This window comes from Actinoallomurus vinaceus (assembly GCF_039542055.1).
GTDB classification, from domain to species: Bacteria; Actinomycetota; Actinomycetes; order Streptosporangiales; family Streptosporangiaceae; genus Actinoallomurus; species Actinoallomurus vinaceus.
In genome coordinates, this window is the sequence record NZ_BAABHK010000001.1 from 876,305 (window position 1) to 890,834 (window position 14,530).

14 protein-coding genes and 1 tRNA gene are annotated in these 14,530 nt (G+C 69.7%); 12 read left to right on the forward strand and 3 right to left on the reverse strand.

Features of this window, described 5'->3' with window-relative positions:
• Positions 1-18 precede the first annotated feature (18 nt).
• The 8 genes from ABEA24_RS03910 (at position 19) to dacB (ending at position 9,133) form a co-directional block, all read left to right on the forward strand.
• Positions 19-510 (forward strand): NuoI/complex I 23 kDa subunit family protein, encoded by a 492-nt coding sequence (locus ABEA24_RS03910; RefSeq protein ID WP_345429216.1) that lies wholly within the window; start codon positions 19-21, stop codon positions 508-510.
• Entirely contained in the window at positions 507-1,166 is a 660-nt protein-coding gene (locus ABEA24_RS03915) for an NADH-quinone oxidoreductase subunit J family protein (RefSeq protein WP_345429217.1), read from the forward strand. Before ABEA24_RS03910 ends, ABEA24_RS03915 begins: the two co-directional genes overlap by 4 nt.
• Positions 1,166-1,531 (forward strand): NADH-quinone oxidoreductase subunit NuoK, encoded by a 366-nt coding sequence (gene nuoK / locus ABEA24_RS03920; RefSeq protein ID WP_345429218.1) that lies wholly within the window; start codon positions 1,166-1,168, stop codon positions 1,529-1,531. Before ABEA24_RS03915 ends, nuoK begins: the two co-directional genes overlap by 1 nt.
• On the forward strand, positions 1,528-3,549 hold the full coding sequence (locus ABEA24_RS03925; RefSeq protein ID WP_345429219.1) for an NADH-quinone oxidoreductase subunit 5 family protein: 2,022 nt from the start codon (positions 1,528-1,530) through the stop codon (positions 3,547-3,549). The genes nuoK and ABEA24_RS03925 overlap by 4 nt, the downstream gene beginning before the upstream one ends.
• On the forward strand, positions 3,546-5,078 hold the full coding sequence (locus tag ABEA24_RS03930; protein WP_345429220.1) for a complex I subunit 4 family protein: 1,533 nt from the start codon (positions 3,546-3,548) through the stop codon (positions 5,076-5,078). The genes ABEA24_RS03925 and ABEA24_RS03930 overlap by 4 nt, the downstream gene beginning before the upstream one ends.
• Complete coding sequence (locus ABEA24_RS03935; protein ID WP_345429221.1) at positions 5,075-6,532, forward strand: NADH-quinone oxidoreductase subunit N; 1,458 nt, start codon at positions 5,075-5,077, stop codon at positions 6,530-6,532. The genes ABEA24_RS03930 and ABEA24_RS03935 overlap by 4 nt, the downstream gene beginning before the upstream one ends.
• 62 nt (positions 6,533-6,594) lie before the next feature.
• Entirely contained in the window at positions 6,595-7,452 is an 858-nt protein-coding gene (gene htpX / locus ABEA24_RS03940) for a zinc metalloprotease HtpX (protein ID WP_345429222.1), read from the forward strand.
• Between the two features lie 121 nt (positions 7,453-7,573).
• Positions 7,574-9,133: a D-alanyl-D-alanine carboxypeptidase/D-alanyl-D-alanine endopeptidase gene (gene dacB / locus ABEA24_RS03945; RefSeq protein ID WP_345429223.1), complete on the forward strand. Its 1,560-nt coding sequence runs from the start codon at positions 7,574-7,576 to the stop codon at positions 9,131-9,133.
• A gap of 141 nt (positions 9,134-9,274) precedes the next feature.
• Here dacB and ABEA24_RS03950 read toward each other — a convergent pair whose 3' ends face one another.
• Complete coding sequence (locus ABEA24_RS03950; RefSeq protein WP_345429613.1) at positions 9,275-9,796, reverse strand: GNAT family N-acetyltransferase; 522 nt, start codon at positions 9,794-9,796, stop codon at positions 9,275-9,277.
• A 101-nt stretch (positions 9,797-9,897) separates the two neighbouring features.
• Positions 9,898-10,656 carry a type I methionyl aminopeptidase gene (gene map, locus ABEA24_RS03955; protein ID WP_345429224.1) on the reverse strand — a complete coding sequence of 253 codons (759 nt, stop codon included), beginning with the start codon at positions 10,654-10,656 and terminating at the stop codon, positions 9,898-9,900.
• Between the two features lie 36 nt (positions 10,657-10,692).
• On the opposite strand from map, the gene ABEA24_RS03960 reads away from it, so the two are divergent.
• A complete protein-coding gene (locus ABEA24_RS03960; RefSeq protein ID WP_345429225.1) occupies positions 10,693-10,962 on the forward strand; it encodes a helix-turn-helix domain-containing protein in 270 nt (89 codons plus the stop codon).
• A 433-nt stretch (positions 10,963-11,395) separates the two neighbouring features.
• Here ABEA24_RS03960 and ABEA24_RS03965 read toward each other — a convergent pair whose 3' ends face one another.
• A complete protein-coding gene (locus ABEA24_RS03965) occupies positions 11,396-11,887 on the reverse strand; it encodes a YajQ family cyclic di-GMP-binding protein (protein WP_345429226.1) in 492 nt (163 codons plus the stop codon).
• A gap of 159 nt (positions 11,888-12,046) precedes the next feature.
• Between ABEA24_RS03965 and ABEA24_RS03970 the strand changes: the two genes are divergently transcribed.
• The 3 genes from ABEA24_RS03970 (at position 12,047) to ABEA24_RS03980 (ending at position 14,521) form a co-directional block, all read left to right on the forward strand.
• A tRNA-Tyr gene (locus ABEA24_RS03970) sits at positions 12,047-12,128 on the forward strand.
• 792 nt (positions 12,129-12,920) lie between these two features.
• The gene (locus tag ABEA24_RS03975) at positions 12,921-13,454 is read left to right on the forward strand and encodes a hypothetical protein (RefSeq protein WP_345429227.1); all 534 of its coding nucleotides are present in this window, start codon (positions 12,921-12,923) and stop codon (positions 13,452-13,454) included.
• 47 nt (positions 13,455-13,501) lie between these two features.
• The gene (locus ABEA24_RS03980; protein ID WP_345429228.1) at positions 13,502-14,521 is read left to right on the forward strand and encodes a hypothetical protein; all 1,020 of its coding nucleotides are present in this window, start codon (positions 13,502-13,504) and stop codon (positions 14,519-14,521) included.
• The last annotated feature ends 9 nt before the right edge of the window (positions 14,522-14,530 follow it).

Genomic DNA, 14,530 nt, shown 5'->3' on the forward strand with positions numbered 1-14,530 from the left:
ACGTAATCATGGTGAACCGTGGCACGGCTTCCCGGAACTGGCCTGGCGAAGGGTCTCGCGGTGACGCTGCGGACGATGACGCGGCGGTCGATCACGCGGCAGTACCCCGAGGTGCAGCCTGACCTGCCGCCGCGCAGTCGTGGCGTCATCGCGCTGTTCGAGGAGAACTGCACCGTCTGCATGCTCTGCGCCCGCGAATGCCCCGACTGGTGCATCTACATCGACTCGCACAAGGAGACGCTGCCCGCGCCGGAGGGCGGCCGGGCGCGCACCCGTAACGTCCTCGACCGGTTCGCCATCGACTTCGCGCTGTGCATGTACTGCGGGATCTGCATCGAGGCGTGCCCGTTCGACGCGCTGTTCTGGTCGCCGGAGTTCGAGTACGCCGAGTACGACATCAACGAGCTGACCCATGAGCGCGAGCGGCTCCGCGAGTGGATGTGGACGGTTCCGCCGCCGCCCGCGCACGACCCCGGCGCGGAGACGCCCAAGGAGCTGAAGACGAGGTGACCGCGGCGGACGTCGTCATCGTGCTCCTTGGAGTGGTGGCCGTGGGCGCCGGCGTGCTCGTCGTCGGCACGCGGCAGCTCGTGCACGCCGCGCTGTGGCTGGTCGTGTCTTTCGGTGCGCTGGCCGGCTCGTACGTCGTGCTGGCGGCGGAGTTCGTCGCCTGGGTGCAGGTGCTGATCTACGTCGGCGCCGTGGTCGTGCTCCTGCTGTTCGGGATCATGCTGACCCGCGCGCCGATCGGCCGTTCGGATGATCTCGACTCCGGCAACCGGGTCGTCGCCCTCGTCGTCGCGGCGGCGACCGCGGGTGTGCTGGTGACGACGCTGGTCCGCGGGTTCCGGTCGGCGTACGTGCCGATCAAGGACCGGGTCGGCAGCGGGTCGTCGCACACCCTGGGCGCGAGCCTGTTCCAGACGTGGGTGCTGCCGTTCGAGGCGCTGTCGGTGCTGCTGCTGGCCGCGCTGATCGGCGCGATCGTGCTGTCCCGTACCGACATCCGGGGCGCGGGCCCCGAGCCCGACGAGGAGCCGGAGCCCCGGCGGCGGCCCGCCGCACCGCGCGGCCCGGTCGCACGGCGGATCGGCGCGGCGAAGAGACGGACCGGACCCGACGAGGAGGACACGATCGTGCTGTCCCGCGTGGACGAGGAGATCTGATGCATCTCGTCTACCCGGTGGTGATCGCGGCCCTGCTGTTCTCCGTGGGCGTGTACGGCGTGCTGGCCCGCCGCAACGCGATCCTCGTGCTGATGTCCGTCGAGCTGATGCTCAACGCCGTCAACCTCAACCTCGTCGTCTTCGACATGAAGTGGGCCGACCGGCTGCACGGCGGCCAGGTGCTGACGCTGTTCGTGATCGTGCTCGCGGCCGCCGAGGTGGGCATCGGCCTGGCACTGGTGCTGCTCATCTACCGCAACCGCCGTACGGTCGACGTCGACCGGCTCCGCACGCTCGCCGAGGGCGACCCGGACCCCGACGCCGACGTGGGCGCCATGACCGACGACGAAGGGGTGCGCCGGTGATCGTCGTGGCGGCCGTCGCGGTCGTGCTCCCGTTCGCCGCCGCGTTCGCCGGCATGCTGTTCGGGCACACCGTGTCGCATCTGCTGTCCCCGCTGGTGCGCCGGCTGCGCACACCGAAGCCGGGCGCCGCCCGGCGCGGCGCGCTCGTGCTGGCCCGGCGGATGCCCGCGAACGGCCCGGCCCTCATCGCCGTCCTGCCCGTCGCGGCGTCGACGGTGCTCACCGCGATCCTGGCCCTGGACCAGCTGCGGAGCCCGGGCACGTACGTCGGCACGCTGGCGCGCGTCCCGACGGGGACCATCCCGATCGCGGTGTCCCTGCACGTCGACGGGCTGGCCTCGGTGGTGGCGTTCCTCGTCTGCTGCGTGGCGCTGGCGGTGCAGGTGTACTCCGTCGCCTACATGAGAGACGACCCGCGCTACTCCTCGTACGCCGCGTTCGTGTCGCTGTTCACCGCGGCGATGCTGCTCGTGGTCCTGTCCGGCGACCTGCTCGTGCTGTACGCCGGGTGGGAGGTCATGGGCGTCTGCTCGTACTTCCTGATCGGCCACTACTGGCACGACAGGGCCACCTCGCGTGCCGCGGTCAAGGCCTTCCTCGTCACCCGGCTGGGCGACGTCGGCTTCCTGTTCGGGATCTTCGTGCTCGGCGTGGCGGCGCACTCCTTCGAACTACGCGTCGTGATCGGGCGGCTTCCGTATCTGTCCCACACCGCGCTGCTGGCGGGCACGCTCCTGCTGCTGTGCGGCGTCGCGGGCAAGAGCGCGCAGTTCCCGCTGCACACCTGGCTGCCGGACGCCATGGCCGGTCCCACGCCGATCAGCGCGCTGATCCACGCGGCGACGATGGTCGCGGCCGGCGTGTACGTCGTCGCCCGGCTCTACCCGGCGTTCTGGTTCGCGCCGACGTCGCTGGCGGTGCTCGGGGTGATCGCCGCGATCTCCATGCTCGGGGCGGCGCTGGCCGCGCTCGCTCAGGACGATCTGAAACGCGTGCTGGCCTACTCGACGATCAGCCAGCTCGCGTACATGGCGGCGGGCCTGGCCGTCGGGACGCGTGACGGCGCGGTGTTCCACCTGCTGACGCACGGGGCGTTCAAGGCGCTGCTGTTCCTCGGCGCGGGCTGCGTGATCGTCACGGTCGGCTCGAACATGATGAGCGCGATGGGCGGGCTGCGCCTCGCCATGCCGGTGACGTTCTGGTCGATGACGGTCGGCTTCGCGGCGCTGGCCGGGATCCCGCCGGCCAGCGGCTTCTTCAGCAAGGACACGATCCTGTCCCAGGCCTGGGTGGCCACGCACCCGCAGAAGTCGCCCATGTACCACGCGTTCGCCTACGCGCCTCTGCGCGGGTTCGGGAAGGCCGAGAGCCCGGGGTACGACTTCGTGCTGCGGCACGCCCTCCACGGGACCCCGCCGGCCATCCCGTCGTGGGTGGCGTGGCTGGTGCTGGTGACCGCGCTTCTCACCACGGCGGTGACCGCCGCGTACGCCACGCGGACCTGGCTGGTGACGTTCTTCGGTGAGCAGCGGTCGGCGTTCCGGGCCCGGGAGGCGACACCGTTGATGCGCTGGCCGGTGGCGGTCCTCGCCGTGCCGGCCCTCCTGCTCGGGCTGATCGGGCCGTTCAGCGAACGGCTGCGGCCCGAGTGGGGGATGGCGGTGGTCTCGCTGCTGTGCGCCGCCGCCGGAGCGGGCGGCGTGTACCTCGTGTGGAACAACGACCCGGCCCTGGACCCGGTGCGCCTGCTCGGCCCGGCGCGGCCGGTCCTGCGCGCCGCGTTCTATGTCGACACCGTCTACGACGTCGCGATCGTCCGGCCGGTGCTGGCCCTGGCCCGGCTGGTCGTCCGCGCCGACGCGCGGGTCGTCGACGCGGGTGTCGAGGGCTCCGGGCGGGGCGCTCGACGGCTCGGCGGCCTGCTGCGGGCCACCGAGAACGGCAACGCCCAGGCGTACGTCTCCGGGCTCTTCGCGGGAGTGGTGCTGATCGTGGTCGCGGTGGTGGTGCTGACATGATCCTCGCGGCGATGCTGGTCGTGCCTCTCCTCGGCGCGCTGGGGATGCTCGTGCCGCTGCCCGGGAGCCCGCGCCGGGTGACCCGCCTGTCCCGGCTGTACGGGCTGGCCGTCACGGGCGTGACGCTCGTGCTGGCCGTCGCGGCGGCCGGGGCGTTCGACTACGGCCGGCGCGGCCCGCAGCTCGGCGTGAACGTCACCTGGGCCGGTTCCATCGGGCTCCGCTTCCACCTGGGCGTCGACGGGATCTCGCTGCCGCTGATCGTGCTGACGGCGGCGCTGACGTTCCTGTGCATGGTCTACACGGCCCGGGTGCTCCCTTCGGGGCGAGGTGAGTCGCCGCAGGCGCTGATCGGGCTGATCCTGCTGCTCGAGGTCGGGATGCTCGGCACGTTCGTCGCCCTCGACCTCCTGCTGTTCTTCGTGTTCTTCGAGGTCGTCCTCATCCCGATGTACTTCGTGATCGCCGACTGGGGCGGCTCGGACGGCAAGGACTCCGCCGTGCGCGCCCGGGCGGCGGCGAACAAGTTCATCCTCTACACCCTGCTCGGCTCGGGCTTCCTGCTCGTCGGCATCCTCATCGTCGCGGTGAACGCCGGCACGCTCGACATGACCGCCCTCACCGCGCGGCACGGCGCCGGCCTGTCCCACGGACTGCAGGTCGCCGCGTTCGCGCTGCTGGCGCTGGGCTTCGCGGTCAAGACGCCGATGTGGCCGCTGCACACCTGGCTGCCGGACGCCCACACCGAGGCACCCACCGTCGGCTCGGTGCTCCTCGCCGGGGTGCTGCTGAAGATGGGCACGTACGGCTTCGTCCGCATCGCCGTGCCGATGGCGCCGGAGGGCGCGAAGGTGTGGGCGCCGTGGCTGGGCTTCCTCGCGGTGATCGGGATCGTGTACGGCGCGCTCGCCTGCCTCGCGCAGCGGGATCTCAAGCGCATGATCGCCTACTCGTCGATCGGGCACATGGGCTTCGTGCTGCTGGGCATCGCGACGCTCACGCCGGTGGGCCTGAACGCCGCGCTGTTCGGCAACATCGCGCACGGTCTGATCACCGGCCTGCTGTTCTTCATCGCCGGGGCGGTCAAGGAGCGGTACGGCACCGGTGACCTGGACGCCCTGGGCGGTGGCATGCTCGCCAAGGCGCCGTACCTCGGTTCGATCCTCACGTTCGCCGCGGTGGCCAGCCTGGGGCTGCCGGGTCTGGCCGGGTTCTGGGGCGAGATGCTCGCGCTGCTCGGCGCGTACGAGCCGCACGCCGGGCTGCCGAGGCCGACGTTCGTGACCTTCATGGCGGTCGGGGGCCTCGGGGCGGTGCTCACCGCGGCGTACTTCCTGCGGATGCTGTCCAAGGTGACCCACGGCCCGGTGGCCGACCGCTGGCGCGACACCCGGTTCGCCGACGTCATGTCGCACGAGCTGCTGGCCTGGACGCCGCTGATCACCGCCACGGTGTTCATCGGGCTGTGGCCGAAGACGCTCCTCGCCCTCACCGACGGGGCCGTCCACCTGCTCCTGGGGGGCCGATGATCCAGTCGATCGACTACCTGGCGATCCTCCCGGCGCTGATCGTCGCGGTGGCGTCGGTCGTGGTGCTGCTGGCCGACGCGTTCGGCGCGGCCGCGAAGGCCGTCGGCGCGCTCACCGCCCTGTCCCTGGCGGCGGCCGCGGTGGCGCTGCCGTTCGGCCACGGGCGGTCGACGTTCTGCGCGGCCGCCGTCCGGCCCGGCGGCCAGGCCTCCTGCTCGTACGTCGCCGACGACTTCACCGTGCTGTTCCAGGCCGTGGTGCTGCTCGCGGCCATCGTCGTCGTGCTGCTGTCGCACGGCGAGATGCGGCGGTCGGCGCTGCCGGTGGGGGAGTACCACTTCCTGCTGCTCGCGGCGATCCTCGGCGCGCTGCTGCTCGCGGCCGGCCGGGACCTGATCACGCTCGTCGTCGCGCTGGAGACGCTCTCGCTGCCGGTGTTCGCGCTCGTCGCGCTGCGGCGGTACGACGGGACGGCGTCCGAGGCGGCGCTGAAGCTGTTCCTGGTGTCGGTCGTGTCGTCGGCGGTGACGCTCTTCGGCATCAGCCTCGTGTACGGCGTCACGGGCGCGATGCACCTCGACCGGGTGGCCGCCGGCCTGGCCAACGTACACGGCGACCTGCGGCCCGTGGCGGCGGCGGGCATCGTCCTGACCATCGCCGGCTTCGGCTTCAAGATCGCGGCGGTGCCGTTCCACTTCTGGGCCCCGGACGTCTACCAAGGTTCCCCGCTGCCGGTCGCGGCGTTCCTGTCGGTCGTGTCGAAGGCGGGCGGCTTCGCCGGGCTGACCCTCGTGCTGACCGCCGGGTTCTGGCCGTTCGGCCACACGTGGGGACCGCTGATGGGCGTGCTGGCCGCGGCGACGATGACGCTCGGCAACCTCCTCGCGCTCCGCCAGACCGACGCCGTGCGCCTGCTCGCGTGGTCCTCGGTGGCGCAGAGCGGCTACATCCTCGCGCCGATGGCAGGGGGCGCCCGCGTACGCCCGCACGAGTGGATGACGGCCACGGCGGCGTACGTCGCGATGTACGCGATCATGAACATCGGGGCGTTCGCCGTCGTCACGGTCGTCGCCCGGCGCGGGGGCCGCGACCTGGAGTCCTACCGGGGCCTGGCGCGCGTCAACCCGGGCAGCGCCCTCGCCCTGGCGTTCTTCCTCCTCTGCCTGGCCGGGCTGCCGCCGGGTGTCATGGGGCTGCTCGCCAAGGTCGTGGTGTTCCGCGCGGCGGTCGGCGGCGCGGCCACCTGGCTCGCGGTGATCATGGCGATCAACACCGTCATCGGCCTGTACTACTACCTCACGTGGGCCGCGCGGCTCTTCGCCACTGGAAAGGCCAAGCGCGTACGCGTCGGCCGCGCGGGCGGAATCGCGATCGCGGTCGCGCTGGCCGGGGCTGTCGTCGTTTCCGTGGCTCCTGAGCTGGTACTGCACGCGGCGGCCCTGGCAGTGCCCTGACAGGGAACATCTCTCCAGGTCAGCCCGTTGATTCTTACGGGGACAAGGGGAGGTGTCGCTAGTTGCGTTTCAACGGTGTCAAGACGGCGGCCCTGCTGGGGGTCATGTCGGCGCTGATCCTCCTCATCGGAGGCGCGTTCGGCGGCCGTGCCGGTCTGACGATCGCCCTCGTGATCGCCTTGATCACGAACGGCGTCGCCTACTTCTTCAGCGACCGCATCGCGCTGTCGGCCATGCGCGCCCGGCCGGTGAGCGAGGTCGAACAGCCGGTGATGTACCGCATCGTCCGCGAGCTGTCGACGGGTGCCCGCCAGCCCATGCCACGCCTGTACCTCTCACCGACGATCGCGCCGAACGCCTTCGCCACCGGGCGCAACCCGCGCAACGCGGCGGTCTGCTGCACGACGGGCATCCTTCAGATCCTGGACGAGCGCGAGCTGCGCGCGGTCCTCGCGCACGAGCTGTCGCACGTCTACAACCGCGACATCCTGATCTCCTCGGTTGCGGGTGCCCTCGCCGCCGTCGTCACCTGGGTGGCGAACCTCGCCTGGCTGATCCCGTTCGGGAACTCCGACGACGAGGACGGCCCCGGCGTGTTCGGCGCGCTGCTCATGATGATCCTCGGCCCGATCGCGGCCACGATCGTGCAGCTGGCCATCAGCCGCACCCGGGAGTTCCAGGCCGACGCGTCCGGCGCCCAGCTCAGCGGCGACCCGCTCGCCCTCGCCTCCGCCCTGCGCAAGATCGAGAGCGGTACGCGCCAACTGCCGCTGCCGGAGGACGGCCGCCTGACCGCGGTGAGCCACCTGATGATCGCCAACCCGTTCCGGGGCGAGGGGCTGGTCCGCCTGTTCTCGACCCACCCGCCGACCGCCCAGCGCATCGCCCGCCTCGAGGAGATGGCCGGCTACCGCCGCTGATCCGTTCGGTATTCGGGCGGCGTCGGCCGTGCGGCCGGACCAGGTCGATTTCGCGGCAATCAGTAGTAAATCCCGTAAGTGCGACATGCGGGGTGTGCCGTGATCGTTACGATCGGCTGTCATGAGTCGATCTTTGAAAGGGACGCTCGCCGTGCTGGCGGGCGGAGCGGTCGTCGCGACGACGGCCGTGGCCCTCGCGCAGACGGATACGAGCACGGCGACTCCGACGGCGGCCACCAGCGGCGACCTCAAGACCGACATCGACAACATCCTCACGGACAGCCGCCTGAACGGCGCGAGCATCGGTGTCATCGTCCGCAACGCCAAGACCGGCGCGGTCCTCTATGACCGCAACTCCGACACCCAGGAGATCCCGGGCTCGAACAACAAGATCGAGACCTCCACTGCGGCGTTCGGGATCCTCGGCGCCGGCTACCGGTTCAAGACCACCGTCTACACGCGTGGCGCGAACCTGTACCTGAAGGGCACCGGTGACCCCACCCTGCGGGGAGCCGACTACGACAAACTCGCCGCCGCGGTCGCGGCCAAGGGCATCAAGAAGATCAAGGGCAACCTGATCGCCGACGACACCTGGTTCGACCAGGAATACACCCCGCCGGGCTGGGACCCCACGGACCTGCCCTACTCCTACGGGGCCGGAATCTCGGCCCTGAACGTCTCCCCGGACGACGTGTTCGACGCCGGATCGATCGGCGTGACCATCACCCCGGGCACGGAAGGCCAGCCCGTCAAGGTCACCCTGAACCCCCCGACGAGCGTCGTGCAGATCGTCAACCACGCGACGACGGGGAAGGCGGGAACGAGCTCCACCGTGTCCGTCGACCGTACGGGCGGCACGAACAAGATCGTCGTCACCGGCTCGTACCCGGCGAACGGCGGTAAGGAGGACCACCTCTCCACCGCGCCGAACCCGACGCAGTACGCGGCCGACGTCTTCCTCCGGGCCCTCAAGGCACACGGTGTCAAGGTCGTCGGGGCGACCAAGCGGGCCGCGACCCCCAAGGGCGCCAAGGCCGTCACCACCCGGAAGTCGATGACGCTGTCCCAGCTGGCGACGCCCTTCCTCAAGCTGAGCAACAACCAGATCGCCGAGATCCTGACGAAGGCGATCGGCCGCAAGGCCGCGGGCAAGGGCACCCGGACCGCGGGCATCGCCGCGATCTCCCGATACCTGAAGACGCTCGGCGTCGACACCACCAAGGTCAAGCAGACCGACGGCTCCGGGCTCTCCCGGACGAACAAGACGACGCCCAAGCAGGCGAGCGTCATCCTCAAGGCGGTGCAGAGCAAGCCCTGGTACTCGACCTGGTACAATGCGCTGCCCATCGCCGGCCAGGCCGACAAGCTCGTGGGCGGCACCCTGGCGTCGCGGATGAAGGGAACCGCCGCCGCCGGGAACGTCCACGCGAAGTCCGGCACCCTGACCGGCGTCACCGCGCTGAGCGGCTACGTGAAGGACGACACCGGACAGCCGCTGATCTTCTCCATCATGTTCAACGGTTACCAGGGCGGTGCGCCCAAGGACATCGAGGACAAGATCGCGATCCGCCTCGCGTCGGGCAAGTCCGCCGCCACGCAGAGCACCCTCCGCAAGGAGACGGCGCAGAACGGCGGCAACCTCGAAAGCTCCTGGACCAAGGGCAAGGCCACGAGCCGCTGATCTTGGGCAAGTCTGCGAACCGCTGATCGCGGCCGTCGGTTCCTGAGCGGCCGGATCGGGCCGGTGCCCCGTACGCACGGACCCGTGCGTACGGGGCACTGCTCTGTCTCCGGCCCGGCTAACTGCTCGTCTCCGGCCCGGCTATCCGCCGAGGGAGCCGTCCGGGCGGAGGTCCTTGCCGTAGCAGATCTCGACGTACGGCCCCGTGCAGTAGGCCGGGATCTCGGCGTAGCCGTGCCGAACGTACAGCGACCGTGCTTCGATCAGATCGAGACGGGTGTTGAGGACCATCCGCCGGGCGCCCAGCGCCCGCGCCTCCTCCTCCAGGAACTCCAGGAGGAGGCCCGCGCCCTTCTTGCCGCGGAAGGCCGGACGCAGATACACGCGGGTCAGCTCGGCGGTGTCGGTGCCCGTGTCGGTGTCGGTGTCGGTGTCGAGCAGCAGAACGCCGCCGCAGGCCGCGGCCTCCCCGCCGTACCTGCCGACGACGAACTGCCCCGCGGGTGGGACGAGCAGGTCGGCACCGTCCCCCGCCAACCCCTCGTCGACCTCCTGCGAGGTCGCGGGCCGCTTCCAGTAGCGGCTTGCAACCTCGGCGTAGTACTCCCGGCGCAGCCGGGTCGCGTCCGGAGACCCAACGGGCTCAGGGCCCAGCTTCCACATCGTCACGGCAGGTAGTCCTACCGGACGGCCGGCCCGGCCGGCGAATTCCGGCCGGAGACTCACGCGGTGAGGCCGCAGGCTCAGGCGGTGAAGCCGGAGACTCACGCGGTGAGAATCACCGGACCGTCCGCGGTGATCGCGATCGTGTGCTCGAAGTGGGCGGCCCGGCTGCCGTCGGCCGTGGCGACCGACCAGCCGTCGGCGAGCGTACGGCCCTCGCCGACACCGCTCTCGATCAGCATCGGCTCGATCGCGATGACGAGCCCCTCACGAAGCCGCAGCCCGCGCCCAGGGCGCCCGGTGTTCGGTACGTCAGGCTCCTCGTGCATGGCCGCCCCGACACCGTGGCCGCCGTACCCGTCCAGCAGCCCGTACGGCCGTGCGGTGGTCTCCACGGCGTACCCGATGTCGCCCATCCGACCGCCGGGGACGGCCACCGCGATCGCGGCCGTCAGCGCCGCCCGAGCGGTCTCCACCAGCCGCTTCGCGTCATCGTCGACCTCCCCGACCGGCACCGTCACCGCCGCGTCACCGTGGTAGCCGCCGACCTCCGCGCCGAAGTCGACGGACAGGATCTCCCCGGCCTTCAGGACCCGTCCGTCCGGGATGCCGTGCACGATCACGTCATCGGCCGACAGGCACAGCACCCCCGGGTACGGAGTGGGCGCCCAGAACGGGTGGTAGCCCAGGAACGAGGAGCGGGCCCCGTGCTCCTTGATGCAGGCGGCCGCGATCGCGTCCAACTCGGCGAGGCTGACCCCCGGCTCGACCGCGTCGGTCACCCGGCGCAGCGCCTCCCCGACCACCCGGCCCGCCTCGCGGATCCGATCGATCTCGGCCTGACTCCTCAATGTCACCATGGGGTAGATTTTAATACCAGCCTTATAATCCTCGGTATGGTGCGAACCCCGCTCACCGAAGACCAGCGCGACCGCGGCCGGGCCCTCGGCCAAGTGCTCCGAGCCGCCCGCGGCCCGCGCAGCGCGGCCTCCGTCGCCACCGAGGCCGGCATCTCCCTCGACACCCTGCGCAAAATCGAGCGGGGCGCCATCGCCGCACCCGCCTTCTTCACCGTCGCCGCCCTAGCCCAGGCACTCGACCTCGACCTCACCGACCTCGCCCGCCGCCTCACCCCCGAAGACGACCGCTCCCGCCTAGCCGGCTGAGGCCGACGGGCCCTGCTCGGGGCTCCCGTGTGACCCCGCGGCGCGTATCGGCTTTACCGTCCCGGGCGGCGCGTGGCACGCTGCACGCCCATGAACCGACGGGAATTCTGGGACCTGATCGAACAGGCGCGCGCCCAGGCGCCCGAGGGCGACGCCGAAGAGCTCGCCGAGTAGCCGCCGAAGGCCGGGCCGCTCTTCGGCTTTGCCGCCGATACTGACCCGCAAACGCGGACGAACCGTGCACCGTACCGGCCACGCCGACGGCAAGGTGGCAACACCGCCGCCAAAGAGCCTCGGCCTCGGACGGATCCATGGACCGGGCGGTGGGTGCGCGTCCGTCCGCCGGCCCGGGCCTCGTCGAGAGGCCCGGGCGCTTCGCCGACGGCCTGTTGGGCTGCCGTGACGCCGAGCCGCCAGGTAGGCGGCCTCGTCGTCAGCGGTAGTTCGTGAACTGCAGGGCGACGTCCAGGTCCTTGCCCTTGAGCAGGCTGATCACCGTCTGCAGGTCGTCCTTCTTCTTCGAGCTGACCCGCAGCTCGTCCCCCTGGATCTGAGCCCGCACACCCTTCGGGCCCTCGTCCCGGACGATCTTGCCGATCTTCTTGGCGTCCTCCTGGGAGATGCCCTCCTTCAGCCCGATGGTGAGCTTGTAGAGCTTCCCGGACGCCTTGGGCTCGTCGGCGTCGATCGCCTTCAGGGAGACGCCGCGCTTGACCAGCTTCTCCTTGAAGACGTCGAGGACGGCGTTGGCCCGCTCCTCGCTGTTGGCCTGAACCTCGATGGTCTCGCCCGACCACCGGATCCCCGCGTCGACGTTACGGAAGTCGAACCGGTTGGCGATCTCCTTGGCGGCCTGGTTCAGAGCGTTGTCCACCTCCTGCCGGTCGAGCTTTGACACGATGTCGAAAGAGCTTTCCGAAGCCACGGTTCATGTCCTCACGGATAACGACGATCTCTCTGAAGAGCCTAGTGAGCGCAGGCCCGCTCCCGGGCCACCGACGCCGGTGATCGGGCCGCCGGAACCGATGTCACCCTTGGGCCCAGAGTCCGCTATCCTTCTGAGCGTCGCTACGGCGGCTAACGAGGCGGGTTGCCCGAGTGGCCAATGGGAGCGGACTGTAAATCCGTCGGCTTAGCCTACCCAGGTTCGAACCCTGGACCCGCCACAGCAGTGGGAATCGACCCCTGACCAGTAGAGATGCGGTCAGGGGTCGATCTTGTTCTGTCCGGCTGTCTACGGCTGTCGGCGGTCATGTGCGGGTGGCTGTGCCAAATACGTGCCGAAGTCCAGTCAGTGGTCTGGTGCCAAGATTCGCTCGCATGTTCGAATACTGGGCGTGTTTCTGTCACCTGTCGTCCGAGATCGCCGAACCGGGCGATACCTGTTCCTGCTGGCTTGGGAACAACGAGGCAACGGGTCGTGGCAGGCACGAGTCGCCTGGGTCGAGCAGCGGCCGGCGAGTTGGCGTGTCGCTGAGGCGTGGATGCGAGGCCAGGATCTAGAGCCAGTCGAAGGCCAGAACTACCGACAGGTGCCGCGTCGATACGAAGAGCCGGACTTCTGAGCCCCTTCAAACGTAAGGCGAGGGACGAAGCCCAGCCCCGGACATCGGGCAGTCATGCGCTTCCACGCGCGCGTAGTCGTCGTCGCTCACCCCGGCATCGTTTCATGTATGCGTTTCACAGGGCAGGCCATTTGCAACGACCCATGAAACATTCCTCTTCCAGGACGGCATGCGCCCGGCCGCCTGTTTCGCAGGTGATCGCCTATGAAACAGGCCGCGCCATCCCTTGCCGTACTGCTGAGCCCTCGGAGGCGGGCATACGCCGAGAGATGGCGCTGACGGTCGGCGATGAGTGGAACACCCAGGTTCTTCGTCGCTGGTGCGTGGGATAATTGCCTTGTCAGGTGGCCGTTGGCCTGTTCCCCCTCTGGCAGTGTGGGGGGAGGAGCTGGCATGGACATCACGCCGCAGGCGGTGGTGATCCCCAAGGAGACCGACCACCTCGAACAGGGCAAGTACGGCCCGGTGTTCCCGCGGACCCCGGCGTGTTATGGGTTCACCATCATCGCCGGCGTCAAGCCCGGCCGGGCCGAGGCCATCCGTAACCACGGTCACACGCTGGCCAAGGCATTGGAAGCCGATCCGCATCTTCTGGCGCCGTTGAAGCTGCACTACCTGCGCTGGGTGCTGTTCGACGACGACACCCGGTTCATGTACCAGGGGATCTTCGACACCGACTTCGACAAGTACACCGAGGACGCCATCGCGTTGTTCAGCAAAGCGGGGGTGAGCACGGTGTTCGAGAACCTGGTGGGCTTCCCCGAGGACTGGAGGACCAATCCCGAGGCGTTCGTCAGGTTCGTCCGCGAGCATCACTGTCCGAGCTTCATCGAGTACGGAGAGTACCCGTACGTGACCGCCGATGAGATCAAAAGGGCGCTGCGGATCAAAGGCGCCCTGTCGGAGATGCTTGACCAGATGCAGTGAGATCGGGCCGGCGCCCCGGTCTCACCGCGGCCGATCGGAGGCGAGTCATGGGTGAGTCGAGGACCGCGCGCATCTACAACCAGAACCACGTGCCGCGTCCCCGCACTCCGGGCCGGCGGCGGGTGAGCATCTACGTCTCGTGGAGTTATCCGGCCGAGGTGGGCAGGAACCCGGCCGAGCTCGACAACCGATTCTCCACGATGACCGAAGTGCGGCGGGCGAACTGGCCGGCGTATGAGGACCCCCGCTGGTGTGATCCGCTGCGCTTCCAGCAGGGCATCGCCGGGTCGCTGGAGCTGTTCTTTTGGGGGTGGGCGCCGTTCCAGCAGTTCGCCGAGGAGACCACCGGCCATCCCGTGCCGGTGTATCAGCGTGTCGACCAGGCTGGTTTCCGCACCCTGCTGGACGAGCGGGTGCTGGATGACACCGACACCTTGTTCGTCTTCGGCCTGGACCACATGATCACCGGGCAGGAGGCCGAGCCCGCAGAGATCGAGGCGTTGCGGCACTTCCTGGCCCGTGAGGGCACCTGCCTGGTGCTGGGGCCCCATCACGAGGTGGGAGCCTCCGACGATCTGGCCGTGCGCGACGCCGAGTACCACCATCACGGAGACGCGCTGGTGCCCCGCCAGCAACGCTTCGCCCGCTACGTCCGCGGCCTGATGCGCGGGCTGGGCGTTCCGGTGGAGAACCGTTACGGGCTGCGGCCGGCGGTGCAGGCGTCTAAGAAGATCGCGCCGTTGTCGGTCGATCGGGACCTGGATGCCAGGGGATGGCTGGACGGTGTCACCACCTTCAACTTCCACATGCACCTGCCGCACTACGCGGTGACGACCGGCGAACCGGACGTCATTCATGTCCTGGCCAGGCAGCCGATCGACCTCTCCAGGCCGGCGCACCCCTTCACCGAGGCCGGCAACACCGAGTTCAACATGTGCTTGTGGATGCCCCCCGCCGGGGAACGGGCCGGCGACGTGTTGCTGGCCGACTCCACGATCTTCAGTTCGCTGTTCGGCGGCGATGAGAGCCTGCGCGCCTTCTGGAAGAACATCGTCGCGGCGAAGTGACGCCCGGCC